20 protein-coding genes are annotated in these 16,790 nt (G+C 68.0%); 3 read left to right on the top strand and 17 right to left on the bottom strand.

All coding sequences use genetic code 11. From position 1 onward, the window contains the following. The first annotated feature begins 87 nt into the window (after positions 1-87). Positions 88-852 (top strand): SDR family oxidoreductase, encoded by a 765-nt coding sequence (locus ACZZZQ_RS16135; RefSeq protein ID WP_463507930.1) that lies wholly within the window; start codon positions 88-90, stop codon positions 850-852. Positions 853-879: 27 nt separating this feature from the next. Here ACZZZQ_RS16135 and ACZZZQ_RS16130 read toward each other — a convergent pair whose 3' ends face one another. Then, on the bottom strand, positions 880-1,770 hold the full coding sequence (locus ACZZZQ_RS16130; RefSeq protein WP_053096309.1) for a TIGR01777 family oxidoreductase: 891 nt from the start codon (positions 1,768-1,770) through the stop codon (positions 880-882). Positions 1,771-1,871: 101 nt separating this feature from the next. Between ACZZZQ_RS16130 and ACZZZQ_RS16125 the strand changes: the two genes are divergently transcribed. After that, positions 1,872-2,705, top strand: coding sequence for a zinc-ribbon domain-containing protein (locus tag ACZZZQ_RS16125; protein WP_463507929.1), 834 nt, complete (start codon positions 1,872-1,874; stop codon positions 2,703-2,705). Positions 2,706-2,734: 29 nt separating this feature from the next. Here the strand turns inward: ACZZZQ_RS16125 and ACZZZQ_RS16120 are convergent, their stop codons facing one another. After that, positions 2,735-3,109 (bottom strand): hypothetical protein, encoded by a 375-nt coding sequence (locus tag ACZZZQ_RS16120; RefSeq protein ID WP_053096313.1) that lies wholly within the window; start codon positions 3,107-3,109, stop codon positions 2,735-2,737. 131 nt (positions 3,110-3,240) lie between these two features. Between ACZZZQ_RS16120 and ACZZZQ_RS16115 the strand changes: the two genes are divergently transcribed. After that, positions 3,241-4,329 (top strand): AAA family ATPase, encoded by a 1,089-nt coding sequence (locus ACZZZQ_RS16115; protein WP_053096315.1) that lies wholly within the window; start codon positions 3,241-3,243, stop codon positions 4,327-4,329. Between the two features lie 33 nt (positions 4,330-4,362). On the opposite strand, the gene ACZZZQ_RS16110 is transcribed toward ACZZZQ_RS16115, so the two are convergent. The 15 genes from ACZZZQ_RS16110 to ACZZZQ_RS16040 form a co-directional block, all read right to left on the bottom strand. Beyond that, positions 4,363-5,166 (bottom strand): sigma-70 family RNA polymerase sigma factor, encoded by an 804-nt coding sequence (locus tag ACZZZQ_RS16110; RefSeq protein WP_463507928.1) that lies wholly within the window; start codon positions 5,164-5,166, stop codon positions 4,363-4,365. Between the two features lie 170 nt (positions 5,167-5,336). Continuing rightward, positions 5,337-5,651 (bottom strand): HU family DNA-binding protein, encoded by a 315-nt coding sequence (locus tag ACZZZQ_RS16105; RefSeq protein WP_053096320.1) that lies wholly within the window; start codon positions 5,649-5,651, stop codon positions 5,337-5,339. A gap of 242 nt (positions 5,652-5,893) precedes the next feature. Further along, positions 5,894-6,292, bottom strand: coding sequence for a flagellar assembly protein FliW (locus ACZZZQ_RS16100; RefSeq protein ID WP_295103790.1), 399 nt, complete (start codon positions 6,290-6,292; stop codon positions 5,894-5,896). Then, complete coding sequence (flgL, locus tag ACZZZQ_RS16095) at positions 6,289-7,176, bottom strand: flagellar hook-associated protein FlgL (protein ID WP_072591334.1); 888 nt, start codon at positions 7,174-7,176, stop codon at positions 6,289-6,291. Before flgL ends, ACZZZQ_RS16100 begins: the two co-directional genes overlap by 4 nt. 16 nt (positions 7,177-7,192) lie before the next feature. Then, positions 7,193-8,599: a flagellar hook-associated protein FlgK gene (gene flgK / locus ACZZZQ_RS16090; protein WP_463507927.1), complete on the bottom strand. Its 1,407-nt coding sequence runs from the start codon at positions 8,597-8,599 to the stop codon at positions 7,193-7,195. A 7-nt stretch (positions 8,600-8,606) separates the two neighbouring features. Next, entirely contained in the window at positions 8,607-9,068 is a 462-nt protein-coding gene (gene flgN / locus ACZZZQ_RS16085) for a flagellar export chaperone FlgN (protein ID WP_222839304.1), read from the bottom strand. Between the two features lie 141 nt (positions 9,069-9,209). Further along, positions 9,210-9,458, bottom strand: a complete 249-nt coding sequence (csrA, locus tag ACZZZQ_RS16080; protein WP_053096324.1) for a carbon storage regulator CsrA — start codon at positions 9,456-9,458, stop codon at positions 9,210-9,212. A gap of 89 nt (positions 9,459-9,547) precedes the next feature. After that, positions 9,548-11,614 carry a flagellar biosynthesis protein FlhA gene (locus ACZZZQ_RS16075; protein ID WP_072591335.1) on the bottom strand — a complete coding sequence of 689 codons (2,067 nt, stop codon included), beginning with the start codon at positions 11,612-11,614 and terminating at the stop codon, positions 9,548-9,550. Positions 11,615-11,666: 52 nt separating this feature from the next. Continuing rightward, complete coding sequence (locus ACZZZQ_RS16070; RefSeq protein ID WP_056278827.1) at positions 11,667-12,770, bottom strand: EscU/YscU/HrcU family type III secretion system export apparatus switch protein; 1,104 nt, start codon at positions 12,768-12,770, stop codon at positions 11,667-11,669. Then, complete coding sequence (locus tag ACZZZQ_RS16065) at positions 12,767-13,528, bottom strand: flagellar biosynthetic protein FliR (RefSeq protein ID WP_042541108.1); 762 nt, start codon at positions 13,526-13,528, stop codon at positions 12,767-12,769. The genes ACZZZQ_RS16070 and ACZZZQ_RS16065 overlap by 4 nt, the downstream gene beginning before the upstream one ends. Beyond that, positions 13,528-13,803, bottom strand: coding sequence for a flagellar biosynthesis protein FliQ (fliQ, locus tag ACZZZQ_RS16060; RefSeq protein ID WP_042541106.1), 276 nt, complete (start codon positions 13,801-13,803; stop codon positions 13,528-13,530). The genes ACZZZQ_RS16065 and fliQ overlap by 1 nt, the downstream gene beginning before the upstream one ends. Next, positions 13,800-14,648, bottom strand: coding sequence for a flagellar type III secretion system pore protein FliP (fliP, locus tag ACZZZQ_RS16055; RefSeq protein WP_232224443.1), 849 nt, complete (start codon positions 14,646-14,648; stop codon positions 13,800-13,802). Before fliP ends, fliQ begins: the two co-directional genes overlap by 4 nt. A gap of 128 nt (positions 14,649-14,776) precedes the next feature. Further along, positions 14,777-15,208 carry a flagellar biosynthetic protein FliO gene (locus tag ACZZZQ_RS16050; RefSeq protein WP_072591336.1) on the bottom strand — a complete coding sequence of 144 codons (432 nt, stop codon included), beginning with the start codon at positions 15,206-15,208 and terminating at the stop codon, positions 14,777-14,779. 2 nt (positions 15,209-15,210) lie between these two features. Further along, the gene (locus ACZZZQ_RS16045) at positions 15,211-15,867 is read right to left on the bottom strand and encodes a FliM/FliN family flagellar motor switch protein (protein ID WP_056278829.1); all 657 of its coding nucleotides are present in this window, start codon (positions 15,865-15,867) and stop codon (positions 15,211-15,213) included. Next, positions 15,867-16,787, bottom strand: a complete 921-nt coding sequence (locus tag ACZZZQ_RS16040; RefSeq protein WP_463507926.1) for a flagellar motor switch protein FliM — start codon at positions 16,785-16,787, stop codon at positions 15,867-15,869. Before ACZZZQ_RS16040 ends, ACZZZQ_RS16045 begins: the two co-directional genes overlap by 1 nt. Between the last annotated feature and the right edge of the window lie 3 nt (positions 16,788-16,790).

The following is a 16,790-nucleotide window of genomic DNA, read 5'->3' as shown; positions in this document are numbered from 1 at the left end:
CGTGCTCTGCCTCGCGCATCCAGGGACGCCCGATCCCTGGATGCGCCATCTCTGGAGGGCCTGGGCGAAAGCACGAAGAGTGGACGTATGAACATCAGCGGAAACACCATCTTCATCCCCGGTGCCACGAGCGGTATCGGCCTCGCCCTCGCTCTGCGGCTCAGCGATCGGGGCAACACCGTGATCGTGGGCGGGCGTCGAGCCGAGCTGCTCGACGAGATCGCCGCGGCGAACCCGGGCATCCACACCGTCCGGATCGACACGACGGACGCCGACAGCATCCGCGCGGCCGCGCAGACGGTCATGGCCGCCCACCCCTCGCTCAACGTGGTCATCCCGATGGCCGGGATCATGCGGGTCGAGGACTGGACGTCGCCCGAGAGGTTCCTCGACGACGCCGAGGCCACCGTCACCACCAACCTCCTGGGTCCGATCCGACTGATCGCGGCCTTCATCGAGCACCTGCGCACCATGCCGGACGCGACGATCATGACCGTGTCGTCCGGTCTGGCCTTCGCGCCGCTTCGCGTGACGCCCACCTACAACGCGACGAAAGCGGCCATCCACATGCTCAGCGAATCTCTGCGTCTGCAGCTCGCCGACACGAGTGTGAGCGTGCTCGAGCTCGAACCGCCCTCCGTCCGCACCTCGCTCATGCCGGGGCAGGAGACCAGCGAGTTCGCGATGCCGCTCGACGAGTTCGTCAGCGAGGTCGTCGACCTGATCGAGACCCAGCCGAATGCGACCGAGATCCAGGTCGAGAACGTGAAGTTCCTGCGCTACGGCGAAGCACGGGGAGACTATGCGCAGGTGGTCGAGACACTCAATCGGCGCGACCCGCACGGGCACTGAGCCTGCACGGCAGTCGTCGTCGCCCGATCACAGCGCGGCGTCGACGGCCTGCTGGGCTGTCGTGTGCCGAAACTCGAAGCCCGAGCCTTCGAGCGCGCCGGGTCTGACGTCCGCATCGGAGAGCAGCAGCGAATCGGCGGCCGACCGACTCAGCGCGAGCCGGAGGGCCCAGGCAGGAGCCGGGATCCAGAACGGTCGGCGCATCCTCTTCGCGAGGGCGCGACCGATGTCGTTCGCCGAGGCACGCGTCGGCCCGGTGAAGTTGACGGGCCCCTCGAGGCGCTGGTCGATCACGTGTCGGATGCCGCGCACCTCATCGTCGAGAGAGATCCATGGCCAGATCTGGGTGCCGGGCCCGATCGGACCGGCGACCCCGAAGCGAGTGAGCTGGATGAGCGGCTTCAGCACACCCTTGCGATGGATGATCGGAGCGGTGCGCAGCAGCGCGACCGTCGTCTGCTCCCCCGCGCGCAGCGCCTCCTGCTCCCATCGGACGCACAGCTGCGCCAGGAACGTGTCGCCCGCGAGCGACGCCTCGGTCAGCACCTCGCCCGGCGCCGAGCCGTAGTAGCCGACAGCGGATGCCGACACGAACGCCGGAGCATCGTCTCGCAGGGTGCGCACCGCCGTCGCGAGCGTGCGGGTGCCCGTCAGTCGGGACTCGACGAGTTCGCGGCGATACCGTCGCGTCCAAGGCAGACGCCCGACGCTCGCACCACCCAGCGCGACCACGGCGACAGCGCCCGCCAGCACATCGGGGTCGAGCTCGCGCTCCCCCGGCATCCACTGCACCTCAGACGGATCGCGCGGAGGGCGACGCACGAGGGTCGTCACCTCCACACCGTCCGACCGCAGCGACGAGGCGAGCGCCGTGCCGATCAGGCCCGATGCGCCACTGATCACGATCCGCTGCGGCATGACGACTCCCTCTGTCCGTTCATCGGACTCATTGCTCTCCGCGAGTCTGTCACGTCCAGCCCCTCCTGGCGATGTCCGGAGTGCCCGGTAGGTTGCCCGACGTGACCGAACCCGTGCAGTCGTGGTGGGCGAGACGCCAGTTCTCGCGAGGACGGCAGGTGCCCTACGAGATCGGCACCTATCGTTCGCAGTGGGCCGCCTACCCCGAACTGATCCGCCAGTACCACCCCGAACTCAATCACGGCATCGCACTCTCGCAGGTGCCGTTGGCGGCCGATGTGCTGTTGTGCTGGGAATGCCGAGTGGGCCATCGTTTCGCCGCCACCCCCGCTGAGCAGCGCGAACGCCCCGGTCGGGTGCGCCGCCAGTCGGCGTGGTGCCCGGAATGCTCGACGCTCGCCAGGCCCCAGCCGGTCGTGCTGGGCGAAGCCCGCGCGATACCCCGGCGGCCGAAACGCCCGCTCACCCTCTGCAGCAAGACGCCCGATCTCCCCTCCGGCGAAGCCTTCTCCAGCGTCTGCGCCCCGGCACCGGCATCCGCCGCCGAGGCCAGACTCCGCGCGATGCTCGCCGCCCGCATCTCCGTCACGACCGGTGTCAACGCGGTCAAAGTCTCTCGCCCGTTCTTCCGCCATACCGAGGTGTGGCCGGACATCCTGCTGCCGGAGCTCCGTGTCGCGATCGAGTACGACACGGTCGGGCGCCACGGACTCGAGCATGTCGGCACCCGCGAGCAGACCGATCTCCGCAAGGATCGCGCGCTGCGCTCCGCCGGCTGGGAGGTCATCCGGGTTCGCACCGGACGGCTCGAACCACTGGGACCCCACGATCTGCAGATGCCTTCGGTGACCGCGCGGGGAATCGATCGCATCATCGACGAGCTTCGCGGGATCCGCGGGGCGCTGATCGTCGACGCGTTCCTGACGCCGGACTGACGGTGCCGCCGCGAGCGGCACGCTCGCGCTCAGACCTCGGGGAGATCGCCCGCCTGCTCCACGACCGCATCCCACTCGGACTGCAGGAAGATAGCCTCGCCGGCGGCGACGATCTGGGCGTTGTCGTTCGGCCCGAGCTCCGGCCGCATGGTGAGTCCGCCGACCTCGAGGCTCGGGATGCTCTGCCTGATGCACTCGACGCTTCCGCGCACCAGCAGCTCCGCCGTCTGCTCCGGTGTCGTCGCGGCGCCCATCACGGCATCGTCATGGGCGATGAGGATCACCTGCCATTCGGGCTGACGATCGTCAGGATCCAGCGTGTACTGCAGCAGCCCCTGCGGCGCGGCCTCGACCACGATGACGATCGACCCCGCGATCGGCTGCTCGCCTGCGTTCGTCCCCATAGCGGTTCCCCTGACCCGGGCGTCCCCACGCCCGCTGTCCGCTCAGGGTACTGCGAAATTATCTCGCCGAACGCCTTACGGCAGTCCGATCTCAACCGATATATCAACACGGGGAGCGAAGGAGAAGGATCTTGACCAGCACCTACATCGAGACGGGCGGACACGTCCGCGTCTACGACGACGCCGTCCGCACGCATCATGAGTTCCCTCTCGGCACCTATCGGGTGCACTTCACCTCGAAAGAGGGCTTCAGCCTGATCAAGATCGACGACCTCACCGTCGGCACCGAGCGCGTCTACGGCGGCCGAGACAGGAAGGTCGACAAGATCTTCCGGTCCTACGCCCTCTCGGACCGCAGCCTGGGCGTGATGCTCTCCGGCGACAAGGGGATCGGCAAGACGCTGTTCCTTCGCATGGTCGCCGAGGAGGCCCTCGAGCAGTGCCTGCCCGTCGTGATCGTCTCAGAGGACAACGACGGCATCGTGGAGTTCCTGGACACCCTCGACGAGTGTCTGATCATCTTCGACGAGTTCGAGAAGATCTTCCCCGCTGGCCGCCGCGGGGGCGCAGAGGGAGGCAATCGACAGAACCAGTTCCTGTCCCTGTTCGACGGCCTCTCGTCCGTGAAGCGCATCTACTGCCTCACGGTGAACGACATCAGCGACGTCAGCACGTACATCGTCAATCGCCCCGGCCGGTTCCACTATCACATGCGATTCGAGTACCCCGGTCCCGACGAGGTGCGCCAGTACCTCATCGATCAGGCCCCCCACGCGGACCCGGACGAGATCGAGAACGTCGCGCTGTTCTCGCGTCGCGCTCGCCTCAACTACGACCACCTCCGCGCCATCGCCTTCGAACTCGAGCAGCCGGACGCACTGTTCGCGGACGTCGTGGAGGATCTCAACATCAAGGCGGTCGAACCGAGCACCTATCGCATCGAGGCTCGCTTCCCCGACGGCAAGGTGTGGTCGGATGAGGTCGAGATGAACCTCTTCGAGCGCGGCGACGTCGGTCGCACGTTCGAGCTGCGCCACGCGACACGGTCGATCTTCGCCTCGTTCGTGCCGAAGGATCTCATCTTCGAGCCGGACGGCGGCATCTTCGTGCCGATCCACAAGCTCGAGCTGCTCGACGATGAGGATGAAGAGCCCGAGGTCTACCCGACGACGGTCAGTCTCATCCTGGTGGGTCAGCCCAGCTACGGCTTCGGTCTCTGACGGCCCTGCGGCCACGCGCGTGCGCGCGACGGATCAGACGCCGACCGCGTGCGACAGTATCGCGCGCGTGAACCGCTGACCGCCGGCCGCGAGGCGCTCGAAGTACGCGTCCAGCGCCGACGCGGAGGACCGCGCTGCCGGTGCTGCCTCACGCTGAGGGGTGTCGGCGTAGTGCCGATCCAGCGCATCTCGAAGCATGCGCACCGCTCCCGCACGCTGCTGCGAGACGGCGGCGTGGGAGACGCCGAGCTGCTCCGCGAGATCCTTGACCGTGCGGTCCTCGAAATAGATCGCCGTGATGATCGCCCGCTTGCGCTCCGGCAGCGCGTCGACGGCGCGCCGCAGGAACTCGTCGCGCTCGGAGGCGATCGCGAGCTCCTCGGGCAGGTAGCCGGTCCACACGATCTCCGGCGCGTCCGGCGCATCGAGACTCGTCAGCAGACGCTCGGCGTCGGCGAGCCCTTCGCGCGCAACGGCCGTGTCGACGCCCATGGCTGCCGCGATCTCCGCCACAGTGGGCGTGCGACCGAGGGCGGCCGTGAGTGTCTGTCGGACCTTCGTCGTCTGCTTGGCTCGCACCCGAACATCTCGAGGCGCCCAGTCCATCGACCGCAGCTCGTCTTTCAGCGCCCAGTTGACGCGTCCTCGAGCGAACGCGCCGAAGGGCACGCCGAGGGTCGCGTCGAACTTCTCGGCCGCGCGGACCAGCGCGAACGCACCGGCAGAGGCGAGGTCGTCACGGGAGACATGCGTGAGTCGAGACGCCACATATGCCGTCGCCGCACCGACGATGTGCAGGTGATCGACCACGAGCTGGTTGCGGGCACGCATAGGCATCGGATTCGCCTCTTTCACTGTAAGTGCAAGCCCTCCCCAGCGACTCACAGCGCGGCCTCTCCCCAGTGGCCAGAACTACATCTGACTACAGACTAGGGGTGCGACGGGCAAGAAATATCCCCGGAGGCCAAAACCTCCGGGGATTCTCGTTTACGTTCAGATAACGATGACTAATCGTTCACCTTGACGCGGCGGTTCACCTCGCGCGTCGCGGAGAACTTCAGCACGGTGTAGTCGTTGACCTCGGCGTCTCCGTCGTCCTTCGCGAACTGCACCCGGTGCCCCTTGTGCGTCTGCGGATAGAACTTGCCGAAGTTGGTGAGTGTGACCGTGTTCCCGCGGCCCACGAGGTCGAGGAGCTCGTCGATCATCGCGTTGTACGCCGTCTGTGCGGCCTGAACCGAGATGCCACCGCGTCGTGCGAATCTCTGCACGAACTCCCGCTTGCTCACCCGATTCGTCTCGAGCGTCCTTGATGTGCTCATGTCGTCTTCCGTCCCATGGAATGTCGCTCGTCACCGAGCGTCGTGCGCTGTACCCCTACCAACCGCATCCATGACGTGCCCCAGGTCCCGATCTCCTGCGACGACGCCGGGATCCCGCCAGTACCCCAGCCTGTGCTCTTAGCAGGATAGATGCTCTTCCTTGGTATATGCGGTGAATCTCGGAATTCTCCCCGTGCCGGGAGTCCACCATGTCGAAAGAGCCGTCGAACGTCACGCCCTGCTCAGGCACCCAGCAGGGCGCGGATCGGGTAGCGCTGATCCTCGAGGATCGCCTGTGCGGCACGGCCGGATCCGGTGTGGATCAGGATCGGCGCACGCAGGTTGATGTACACGCCGTCGGCAGAGGGGTTCGCCACGACGAACACCCGGATCTCCGACTCGTCGGCGGCGCCGATCTCGGACCGCACGTCCGCGGGGATGCTCGGCTCGTAGCCGTAGTCTCCGGATCGCGGGTCGAGGAGGAACAGGCGGACGTCGGCATCCGTCGCGCGCAGCGCGTGCAGGCCCTCCGCTCCGTCGATCTGCTCGAGGGTGAAAGAGGTGTGCGGGGCGAGTCCGGGCATCGGCGAAGCGAACTCGACGTCGAGCGTCGCCGTCGTCCGGTCAGTGGGTGCGCTCATCGCAGGAACTCCATCAGGTTGGTCTGCAGCGAGCGGGCCGTCACCTGCAGGGCGGATTGGAACACGAGCTCGGCCGACTGCAGGTGCACGAGCACCTCGAGACTGTCGACGTTCTCGACCTCGGCACGGCGCGCTTCGAGGTCGATCGACGAGGAGAGATTCTGCGCCGACGCCCGCTCGATCTGCACCTGACGAGCGCCCGTGGATCCGCGAGCCGCGGTGACGTCCTTCAGCCGCGCATCGATGTCGCCGAGACGCGAGCCGACCTCGGCACCGCTGCGCAGTTCCGCCGCGATGTCGTTCAGCAGGGCGAAGGCGCTGTCGGCCCCTTCGCCGAACGCCTGAGCGCCGTCGAAGTCCACGCGCACGGTCTCGTTCTCGCTGATGCGGCGATGCACGCCGTCGCCCGCGCCGCCGTTGAAGCTGAAGGTGGTGGGATCGAACGCGGCTCCCGCATCGCTCGTTCCCGCGAAGACGCTGCGGCCGAGCACCCTCGTGTTCGCCTTGGCGAGCAGCTCTGCGCTGATCGACTCGAGCTCCTGGGCGATCGACTCGCGAGCGGTCGGGCTCAGCGCGCCCGAGTTCGCTCCCTGTGCGGTGAGATCACGCGCGCGGTTGAGCAGATCGGCGCTTGCGCCGAGAGCGGTGTCGACCGTGGTCACCCACGCCATCCCGTCGCTGAGGTTGCGGGCGAACTGAGCGACGCGCGCCTGATCACCGTGCACACCGAGCGCCGTGGCCGCGGCGGCCGGATCGTCGCTCGGCGAGCGGAAGGCGCGCTGCGACGCGGCCTGATCCTGCAGCCGTGCGCGATCCGCGAGGTTGGTCTGCAGTGTGCGCAGCGACTGCTGCGTCATGGTGCTGGTCGTGATTCGACCGATCATTTCACTCTCCCCAGAGTCAGCGGCCGACGAGGCCGGTGCGGTTGATCAACAGATCCAGTGCCTCGTCGACGGCCGTCAGAACGCGAGCCGCCGCCTGGTATGCGGTCTGGTAGGTCAGGAGGTTGATCGTCTCCTCATCGCCGTCCACCGAGGCGTTCGACTGCTGCGCGGTGACCGCCGCGACCGCGCCCATATCGGCGATGTCCGCGCGCTGCAGATCCCCGGCGACGGCGACTGCGAACCCGGTGACGAACGTCGACCACGTCTTGCTGGGCCCCGCCGCAGATGTCCCCAGCGCACTGATGCGGTCGGCGATGGTGGTGTCCTTCGCGCCCGCACCCGGCGCTGCCAGTGCCAGCTGATCGAGTCCCGTCGGGACGACACGGAGTCCCAGCGCCGCCGGACCCGAACCGTCGAGCGCGAAGAAGTCGCCTCCGGCCGCCCCCGACGAGGTGACGCCGGTGCGGTGCACGTCGTTCACGGCGGTCGCGAGCGCGGTCGCCGTCTCGTTGTAGGCGGCCGCGACACCGGCGAGCGTCCCCCCGTCGGACGCGGGGGCCAGAGCGCTGATCGTGCCGCCGACGACGCCACCCGTGATCGGCACCGCGAGGTTCGGTCGATCCGCCCATGAGACGGTGATCCGACCTGCGTCCGCGATGTCACGCGGTCCGCTCGCGACGAGCGCTCGGCTGCTGTCGCCCGACACGAGCGCATTGCCGTCGACGCGAAGAGTCAGTGTGCCGTCCGGCTCGACGATGCCCTTCGCACCGACGGCCGACGAGAGCTGCTGGGCGAGGACGCTGCGCTGATCCATGAGCTCGTTGGCGTTGCGCCCCGATTGCAGCGCCTCCCTGATCTGCCCGTTGAGAGTGGCCACCTGGCTCGCAGCGGCGTTGACGTCGGCGAGCTGACCATCGACCTGACTGCGCAGGTCGTTCCACTGCCCCGCGATGGTCTGGTAGCCCTCCGCGATCTGTCCGATGAGCACGTCGGCATTCGAGAGCACGACCTGCGCCGCTGCCGGATCCGGCGTGTTGGCGAGGTCGGACCAGCCCGACCAGAACCTGTTGAGGTTCGCCGCGAGACCGTCCTTCGTGGGTTCGGCCAGCACGTCCTCTGCGTGGCTCGCTGCCGTCGCACGAGCCGACCAGAAGCCGGAGGTCGACAGCGCGTCGCGCACACGGGCATCGAGGATGTCGTCGCCGAGCCTCGCGATCCCGGTCACGCCCACTCCCCCGCCGATGGCGATGCCGGATGGCCAGAGCCCCGTCTGCCCCGGCGCCGAGAGCGAGGTCTGCTCCACCCGCTGGCGCGTGTAGCCCGGAGTCGTCTGGTTGGCGATGTTCTGACCCGTGACGGTCATCCCCGCGCGTGCGGCCGAGAGCGCGGATTCTGCGAGGCGGAGCCCTGCGAAGGAAGACATGGTTACCTCAGACCCTGGTGTCGAGAAGTCGGGCGTCCGCGCCGCGGACGACGTCGCCGTGCGTGTCGTACTCGCCGGTCGGCACCCCGAGGCCGGCGATCGTCTCCTGCGTCACTCGGATCGCCGTGCGCAGACGCTGCTCGTTGACCTTCTTCATGTCGCCGATCTCGTCGGCCAGAGTGGTCATGGCCTCGAGATGACCCGACAGGATCTCGCGCCACGCGTCGGTCGGCGCAGCCTCGATCAGATCGCGGAGCGTCGTCGCCTCGGGCACGCCCCACTCGTCAGCCACCGCGATGACCAGCGTGTCGCGCGACAGTGCGACGGTCGGCATGGCCGCGAGGACCCGCTCGATCTCGTTCGCCGCATGGTGGATCCACCGGTTGCGTCCGGTCGCGAGCAGCATCTGCTGCTCGTCGAGCTTGAACAGCAGCACCTCCAGCAGATCGCGCTCTCGCATCAGTTGCATGCTCAGGTCGTGAGCGGCCACGATTCGTCACCTCGTCATGTCGCGGTTTCCATGACGGGATCGCCCGTCACATGAACGACTATCGCGACAACGCTCGACGCAGTAACTCGGACTCCCGGAGATGACACTCCGAGCGTCCGATCATGGAGCAGGGGTGGTTCTGCCCAGGGCGCCGAGAATGAGCGATTCGGCGGAGTCGTCGGAGGAGGTCTGCACGGCCTCCTGATTCGCATCGCTCACGGCGATGACGATCTCGGCGCGGTTGATGCGCTTGTCGCGAGGGGCGTCGATGCCGACACGGACACCGCTCGGCGTCACGGCGAGGATCGTGACGGTGATGTCGTCGCCGATCACGATGCTCTCGTTGGCGCGTCTCGTCAGTACCAGCATGCGTCGTCTGCCTTCCATGGCGTGAGCGCCGGTGCGCCCTCTGCTCACAAACGTATCGCACTCAACTCATAAATGAGCAGAATCGAACGCTACAACGCGCCGCTGGGAAGAGCCGACTGCGTCATGCGGACGACGCCGACCACGTCGGTCGCGAGACCGCCCGCCGCAGCCTCGTCGTAGGAGAGCACCGGAAGGCCGCTGACCTGCGATGACACCATCCGACGCACCGCCTGTCGCAGTGACGGCGCGCAGACGAGAACGGGCTCCGGACCGACCTGGTCGAGTTCGGCGACAGTGCGACGCACGTTCTCGAGCACCTGCATCGTCGCCTCCGGCGTCAGCACGATCTGCGGGTGACCGTCGACGACGCGCATGCCCTCGAGCATCTGCTGCTCGAGGATCGGCTCGAACATGACGACCCGGATGCGTCCGTCCTCGGCGAAGCGCGAGGCGATCGCCGGCCCGAGCGCCGCCCTGGCCGCGTCGATGAGACCCGCCGTCTCCGTCGACGTCTTGCCTCGGAGTGCGAGCGCCTCGTAGATACGCGCCAGGTCGTTGATCGGAACCCGCTCGGAGAGGAGCCCCGCCAGCACGCGCTGGATCGCGGCGAGCGACAGCACGGCCGGGGTGAGTTCCTCGACCGTCGCGGGGCTGGACTGCTTCAGGTGCTCGGTCAGCTGGCGGACGTCTTCGAGGGAGAGCAGGCGGTCGGCCTGGCTCTGCACGATGTCGGAGAGGTGGGTGATGATGACGCTCGCCCGATCGATCACCGTCGCGCCGGCCATGTCGGCGGCGTGCGACATCTCGGCGGGGACCCACTTGCCCTCGAGACCGAACACCGGGTCGACCACGGCCGTGCCCGGAAGCTGCTCGAGTCCCGTGCCGATCGCGAGAACGTGGCCCCGAGGAACCGACCCGCGTCCGGCCTCGACCCCGGCGATGAGGATCGAGTACGTCTGCGCGGGCAGCTCGATGTTGTCCCGCGTGCGCACCGGCGGCATGAGGATGCCGATGTCGAGGGCGAGCTTGCGGCGGAGGGACTTCACCCGGGTGAGCAGATCTCCCGCTCCCCCTGAGGCGAGATCGACGATGTCGGGAGACAGCGAGATCTCGAGGGCGTGCACGCGCATCCGGTCCATGAGGTCCTCCGGGCCCTCGGTGCCGGCCTCGACGGCCTCCTGCTGCAGGGCATCCGCTTCACGTGCGGCATCGCGGTCCTCGTTCGCCTTCACGCGGGATGCCGCGAACAGCAGGACCGCTCCGATCGCCAGGAAGATCACGAGCGGCATCCCGGGGATGAACCCCATGGCGATGGCGGCGAGTCCGGTGATCACCAGGGCGTTGCGGGACTGCATGAGCTGACGGCCGGCGGCCTGACCCATCTCGGCCTCCGCGTTCTCACGCGTGACGATCATGCCGGTCGACACCGCCATGAGCAGGGCGGGGATCTGGGTCACCAGCCCATCGCCGATGGTGAGGATGCTGTAGGTCTCGAGCGCCTCGCCGACCTCCATGCCGTGCTGCACCATGCCGATGATGATGCCGCCGACGAAGTTGATGACCACGATCACGATGCCCGCGATCGCATCTCCCTTGACGAACTTCGACGCACCGTCCATCGCACCGTAGAAGTCCGCCTCCGCGGCGACCTCTGCGCGTCGCCTGCGCGCCTCGTCATCCGTGATCAGACCGGCGTTCAGGTCGGCGTCGATCGCCATCTGCTTGCCCGGCATGGCGTCGAGCGTGAAGCGCGCGCCCACCTCGGCGACGCGCTCGGCACCCTTGGTGACCACGACGAACTGGATGACGGTGAGGATGAGGAAGATCACGGCACCGATCACGAGTGAGCCGCTGATGGTGATCTGACCGAACGCCTGGATCACCTGACCCGCGTGGGCCTCGCTGAGAACGAGGCGGGTCGACGCGACGTTGAGGCCGAGCCGGAAGAGGGTCGCGACGAGCAGCAGACTCGGGAACACCGAGAAGTCCAAAGGCTTCTTCACGAACATCGCGGTCAGGAGGATCAGCAGAGCGAACGAGATGTTCAGGACGATGAGCACGTCGAGCAGACCGGTCGGGATGGGCACGATGAGCAGGAGGATGATCCCCACCACACCGACGGGAACAGCCCCCTTGGACAACAGCTGACCGATCATGCGTCTCGCCTTCTGATTCTCTCTGCTCGTTCTGATGTGCTCGCGGCCGGACTCACAGGCCGCGGTCCCTGGTGCTGGCGAAGGGCATCGTGTGCGTTCCCCTGGCCGAGCCTCGACGTTTGAGGTGCTCGATGAAGGCGAGCACCTGGGCGACCGCGGTGTAGAGCTCTTCGGGGATCTCCCGCCCGATCTCGCAGGCCGAGTGCAGCGCACGTGCGAGAGGGATGTCCCTGATCATCGGCACGCCGTTCTCCTCCGCCTTCTCGCGGATCTTCTGCGCGACGATCCCCGCGCCCTTCGCCACGACCCGTGGCGCCGACTTGCCCGGCTCGTAGCGCAGCGCCACCGCCACGTGCGTGGGGTTCACGAGCACGACGTCGCTGTCGCCCACCGCGGCGATCATCCTGTTGCGGCTCATGGCGAGCTGCCGCGAGCGGCGCTGGGAGCGCACGAGCGGGTCGCCCTCGGTCTTCTTGTGCTCGTCCTTGGCTTCGTTCTTCGTCATGTGCGTGTGCTTGCGGTTGCGCCGCATGACCACCGCCACGTCGATCGCTGCGAGCAGGATGCCCACCGCCACGGCGACCTGCAGCAGCGCGACCGCTCCCCCGGCCGCCTGCTCGAGCAGCCAGGTGATGTTGTGGCTGCCGCTGGCCATCAGTACCGGGACGAGACCCGAGACGACGATCCACAGTGCGAGCCCGATGGCCACGGTCTTCAGCAGCGCCTTGGCGCCCTCCCAGAGCGCCTGCCGGCCGAAGACGCGCTTGACGCCCGACACGATGTTGAACTGCTCGGTGCGCATGGTCACCCCGCGCAGGTGGATGCCGCCCTGCGCGACCGCGGTGGCCGTGGTGGCGAGCAGCACCACCACCAGCATCGGGAGCAGGATGCCACCGAGCGAGGTGATGGCCGAGCTCAGCACATCCATGGCGGCGCCGTCGGTGGGGTTCATCGCGACGGGCGTCACGGCGAGGAACAGCTCGGTGACCACCTGCGTGCCCGAGGCGATCGTCGGCACCATCATGACGGCCGCGGCGGCGATGCAGACCCAGGCCGTGAAGTCCTGGCTGCGGCCGATCTGGCCCTTCTTCCGCGCTTCCTTCAGGCGACGCTCGGTCGCCTTCTCGGTGCGTTCGCCGGTGTCGGTCTCGCTCATCGGGTCACCCCCAGGAGCAGTCGCGCAGCCTCCTCGGCGATCACGGCGACCACGCTCGGGAGCGCCGCGTAGACGAATCCGACGAGCAGGAGGGTGAGACCGATCTTGATCGGGAAGCCCATCGCGAAGGCGTTCAGGGCGGGCGCGACGCGGCTGACCAGACCGAGTCCGACGTCGGCGAGGAAGAGCACGATGAGCAGCGGTCCCGCGATCTGCACCGCGCTGAGCATCATCTGTCCCGCAGCGCCGACGAGCGCCTCGGCGGGCTTGGCGAGATCGATCATGCCGGTGACCGGCACCGCGTCGAACGATCGGAACAGACCGCCGAGCACGAGCTGGTATCCGTCGGAGGCGAACAGCAGCATGATCGCGGTCATCTGGAACAGTCGGGTGAACTGTGCGCCGTTGATCGCCATGCCGGGATCGAAGGCCTGAGCCAGCTGGAACCCGCCGAAGGTGTCGACGAGGTGGCCGGCGCCCTGGATCGCGCTGAAGAGCACCATCACGAGGAAGCCGAGGAGCGCCCCCGTGAGGGCCTGCCCTGCCAGTGCGAGCATGAAGGCCCCGGTGTCGAGGCGCTCATATCCTGCGGTCACGACCGGCGACACGGCGAGAGCGAGACCGACGCCGAGCATCGCGCGGATCCGCATCGGGATCGTGCCGTGACTGAACGGCGGGGCGAGGACCAGGAATGCCGTGATCCGCACGCAGGCGAGCGAGGTCGCCTCCAGCCAGGTGAAATCGATCGGGATGTTCATCAGCCGCCGTTCAGCAGCGACGGTATCCGCGCGAACATCTCGTTCGTGAACGCGATCATCTCGGCGATCATCCAGTGCCCCGTGACGAGGAGCGCGATGCCGACGGCGACGAGCTTCGGCACGAACGAGATCGTCATCTCCTGCACCTGGGTGATGGACTGCAGCAGCGAGATCGCGAAGCCCACCACCAGGGCGGTGATGAGCAGAGGCGCGCAGAGCTTCGCACCGACGATGAGCGCCGCCTGACCGATGTCGATGACCGCTTCGGGGTTCACCCGCCACCCCCGTTGTAGGACTGGACGAGCGCGGTGATGACCATGCCCCATCCGTCGATGAGCAGGAACAGGAGGATCTTGAACGGCAACGAGATCATGACGGGCGGCAGCATCATCATGCCCATCGACATGAGTGCGCTCGCGACCACCAGGTCGATGACGAGGAACGGCACGAAGATGATGAACCCGATCAGGAACGCCGCGCGCAGTTCGCTGATCATGAAGGCCGGGACGAGCGTCTGCAGCGGGATGCTCGCGGCGTCGGTGGGGTTCTCCATCTGCGCTGCGCGATGCATCAGCGCGATGTCCTCTTCGCGCGTGTACGAGAGCATCCACTGCCGCAGGGGCTCCTGGGCGAGCTCGAACGCCCTGCCGAAGTCGATCTGGCCGTCGGTGAACGGCGCGACGGCGACGGTGTTGATGTCGGTGAGCACCGGCCACATGATGAACAGCGTCAGGAACAGGCTGAGACCGGCCAGCACCTGGTTCGGCGGGATCGACGGCAGCGAGAGCGCGTTCCGGGTGAGGGCCAGCACGACGAAGATCTTGGTGAAGCTCGACATCATCAGCAGCAGCGCCGGAGCGACGCTGAGCACGGTGATGCCCAGCAACGTCATGATGCTGTCGGACGGCGCCCCGTTGATGCCGTTGATCGTGACGCCGTCGCCCTCGCCGTCACCGACCTGAGTCGGGACGTGCATCGCCGCTGCGTGCGCCCCTGTGGCCTGCAGCAGCACGAGTGCGGTCACCACGACGAGCACCGCGGCGAGCAGCACCCACACGCGGCGAGGCAGTCGCGGTGCGCGCGCAGACGGCGGCGCGGCGACTGCGGCGGATGCGGGCACGGCGGCACTCCGAAGATGGGTGGCGTGGCCGATCCGTAGCCAGGGGGTCGAGCGATCCGTGCTCGCAGTCGACTATCGCGACATCACGAGGTGCACGTAACCGCGTCGACCGATGCGCTGACCGCGGGTCAGGCGACCGAGCGCAGCGCGCGGTCGACGATGTCGTCGGGCATCTCGACGGAGGCGGATCGTACGTCCGAGGAGACGACCTCCTCCTGCTCGAGAGGAGGAGCCTCCTGGGTGTCGACGACGTTGATCCCGTGCTCCGTCACGCCGAGCACGTAGCGGATGCCGCCGAACTCCGCCACGACGAGCTGTGCCTTGCCGCCGATGCCCGACCTCGCCACCACGGTGATCTTCTCCGGGCGCGCACGCGGCGCCGCGGCGGGCCGCGTCGGCACGAGCTCGGTCAGCTTGGCGAGCTTCTTCGGCATCAGCCCTGCCAGCGGACTCACGCCCTTCGCCTGCGACTTCTGCAGGCGGCGGCTCAGGAAGAGCAGCAGCCCGAGCACCGCTCCCAGCGCGACGATCGCACGGAGCGCGACGAGGATGTCGTCCACGCTCAGACCGTCTCGGCGCTGTCGAGGATGCGCTCGACGCGGATCGCGAAGTCGCCCTCGGCGACGACGACCGTGCCGTGCCCGATCAGTCGGCCGTTGAGCTTGATGTCGGCGGGAGACCCGGCGGCGCGGTCGAGCTCGACCACACGGCCCGGCTCGAGCGAGAGCACGTCGCGCACCGGCATCCGCGTGCGCCCGATCTCGACCACGAGCTCCATCTCGACGCCCGCGATGCGGTTGAGCCGCTGCGGACCCGACGCGGATGCCGCCCTGGCTCCGTCGATGCGCACGGATGCGCGCGCCACGACGCTGCCGTCGGCGTCGACCATGTCGAACACCTGGGTCCCCGAGTCGGTGAAGACCTCGGCGGCGTCGACCACGGCTCCGTCGCCGAGCGAGCCGCTGCCGAGCACGGCGGCGGCCGCCTCGAAGATCGGGTGCAGGCGATCGGCCAGCTGAGCGTTCTTGGAGCCGTCCTCGAGCTGCGACGGGTCGACGACCTGGATCGCGATGCGGGCCCCGGGGCTGCCCGTGAAGGTGACGACCACCGCGTCGCCCGACGCGCCGGGGTCGGTCGACGGTGCGGGGATCACGGGGTAGCCGAACGGCAGCTTGCCGGCGATCGCCGCGGCGATGGCGGTCTCGTGGAAGGTGCTCATCAGTGGGTCTCCTCATGGGTGGTCGTGATCTTGCAGGTGAGGCGCGAGCCTCTGCTGCCCGGTGTCGCGAGAGCTATCCGGGTCTGCCCGGCCATGAGCTCGTACGGCCGGGTCTCGGGGTGAGGCAGGCGCAGCAGGTCGCCCGGTGCGAGATCGAGGATCTCTCCGGTGCCGATCGTGATCGGCGCGAGGCGCAGCGTCAGCTCCAACGGCGTGCTGCGCACCTGCTCCAGGGTCTGATCCGTCGAATGCGCCGATGCCGCGTCCGATCCCGTGGCCGCGAGGCGGTCGACGACCGCGGTCGCCGGCAGCATCACCGTCGCGGTCGACTCGGAATCGCCGAGACGCATGGTGTATCGGGCGACGATCACGGCCGCCGTCGCGGAGATGACCTGCATGTACTGGGGGTTGTAGTGCACCGCGGTGAAGCGCGGTGCACCAGGGAGCAGGGCGCCGAGGCTGGCGTGGAGGTGCTCGAAGGTGCCCTCCATCAGGTTGCGGACGAGGGCGAGCTCGATCGGCGTGAATGTGCGGGCTTCGGGAAGCGATGTGCTCCTGCCGCCCATCATCTGCACCACCCACAGCAGGGCGCTGTCGAGGCCGAACTGCACGACGCACGGCTCGTCGCGGTCGGCGAACGAGCCGGCGACCATGGCCGTCGTGCCGGGCAGGGTGTCGGCGTACTCCTCGTAGGACACGAGCTCGACGGTCTCGAGTGCGAGGTGGGCGCGCACGCGGATCTTCGCCGTGAGCTGGGACGACCACAGCCGGGCGAACGACTCGAAGGCCGCTTCGAGATGGCGGGTGCTCTCGCGTCCGAGCTGGGCGGGGCGTCCGAAATCGTATGCCGGATGGCGCAGGGCGGGGTCATCGAGCACGGCGGATGCGGTCATGACGGTCTCCTCGACGGTGGTGTTCACGTG

This window comes from Microbacterium sp. AC132 (genome assembly GCF_979258525.1).
The sequence above is the reverse complement of the archived record's forward strand: the minus strand, read 5'-3'. Positions and strand labels throughout refer to the sequence as shown.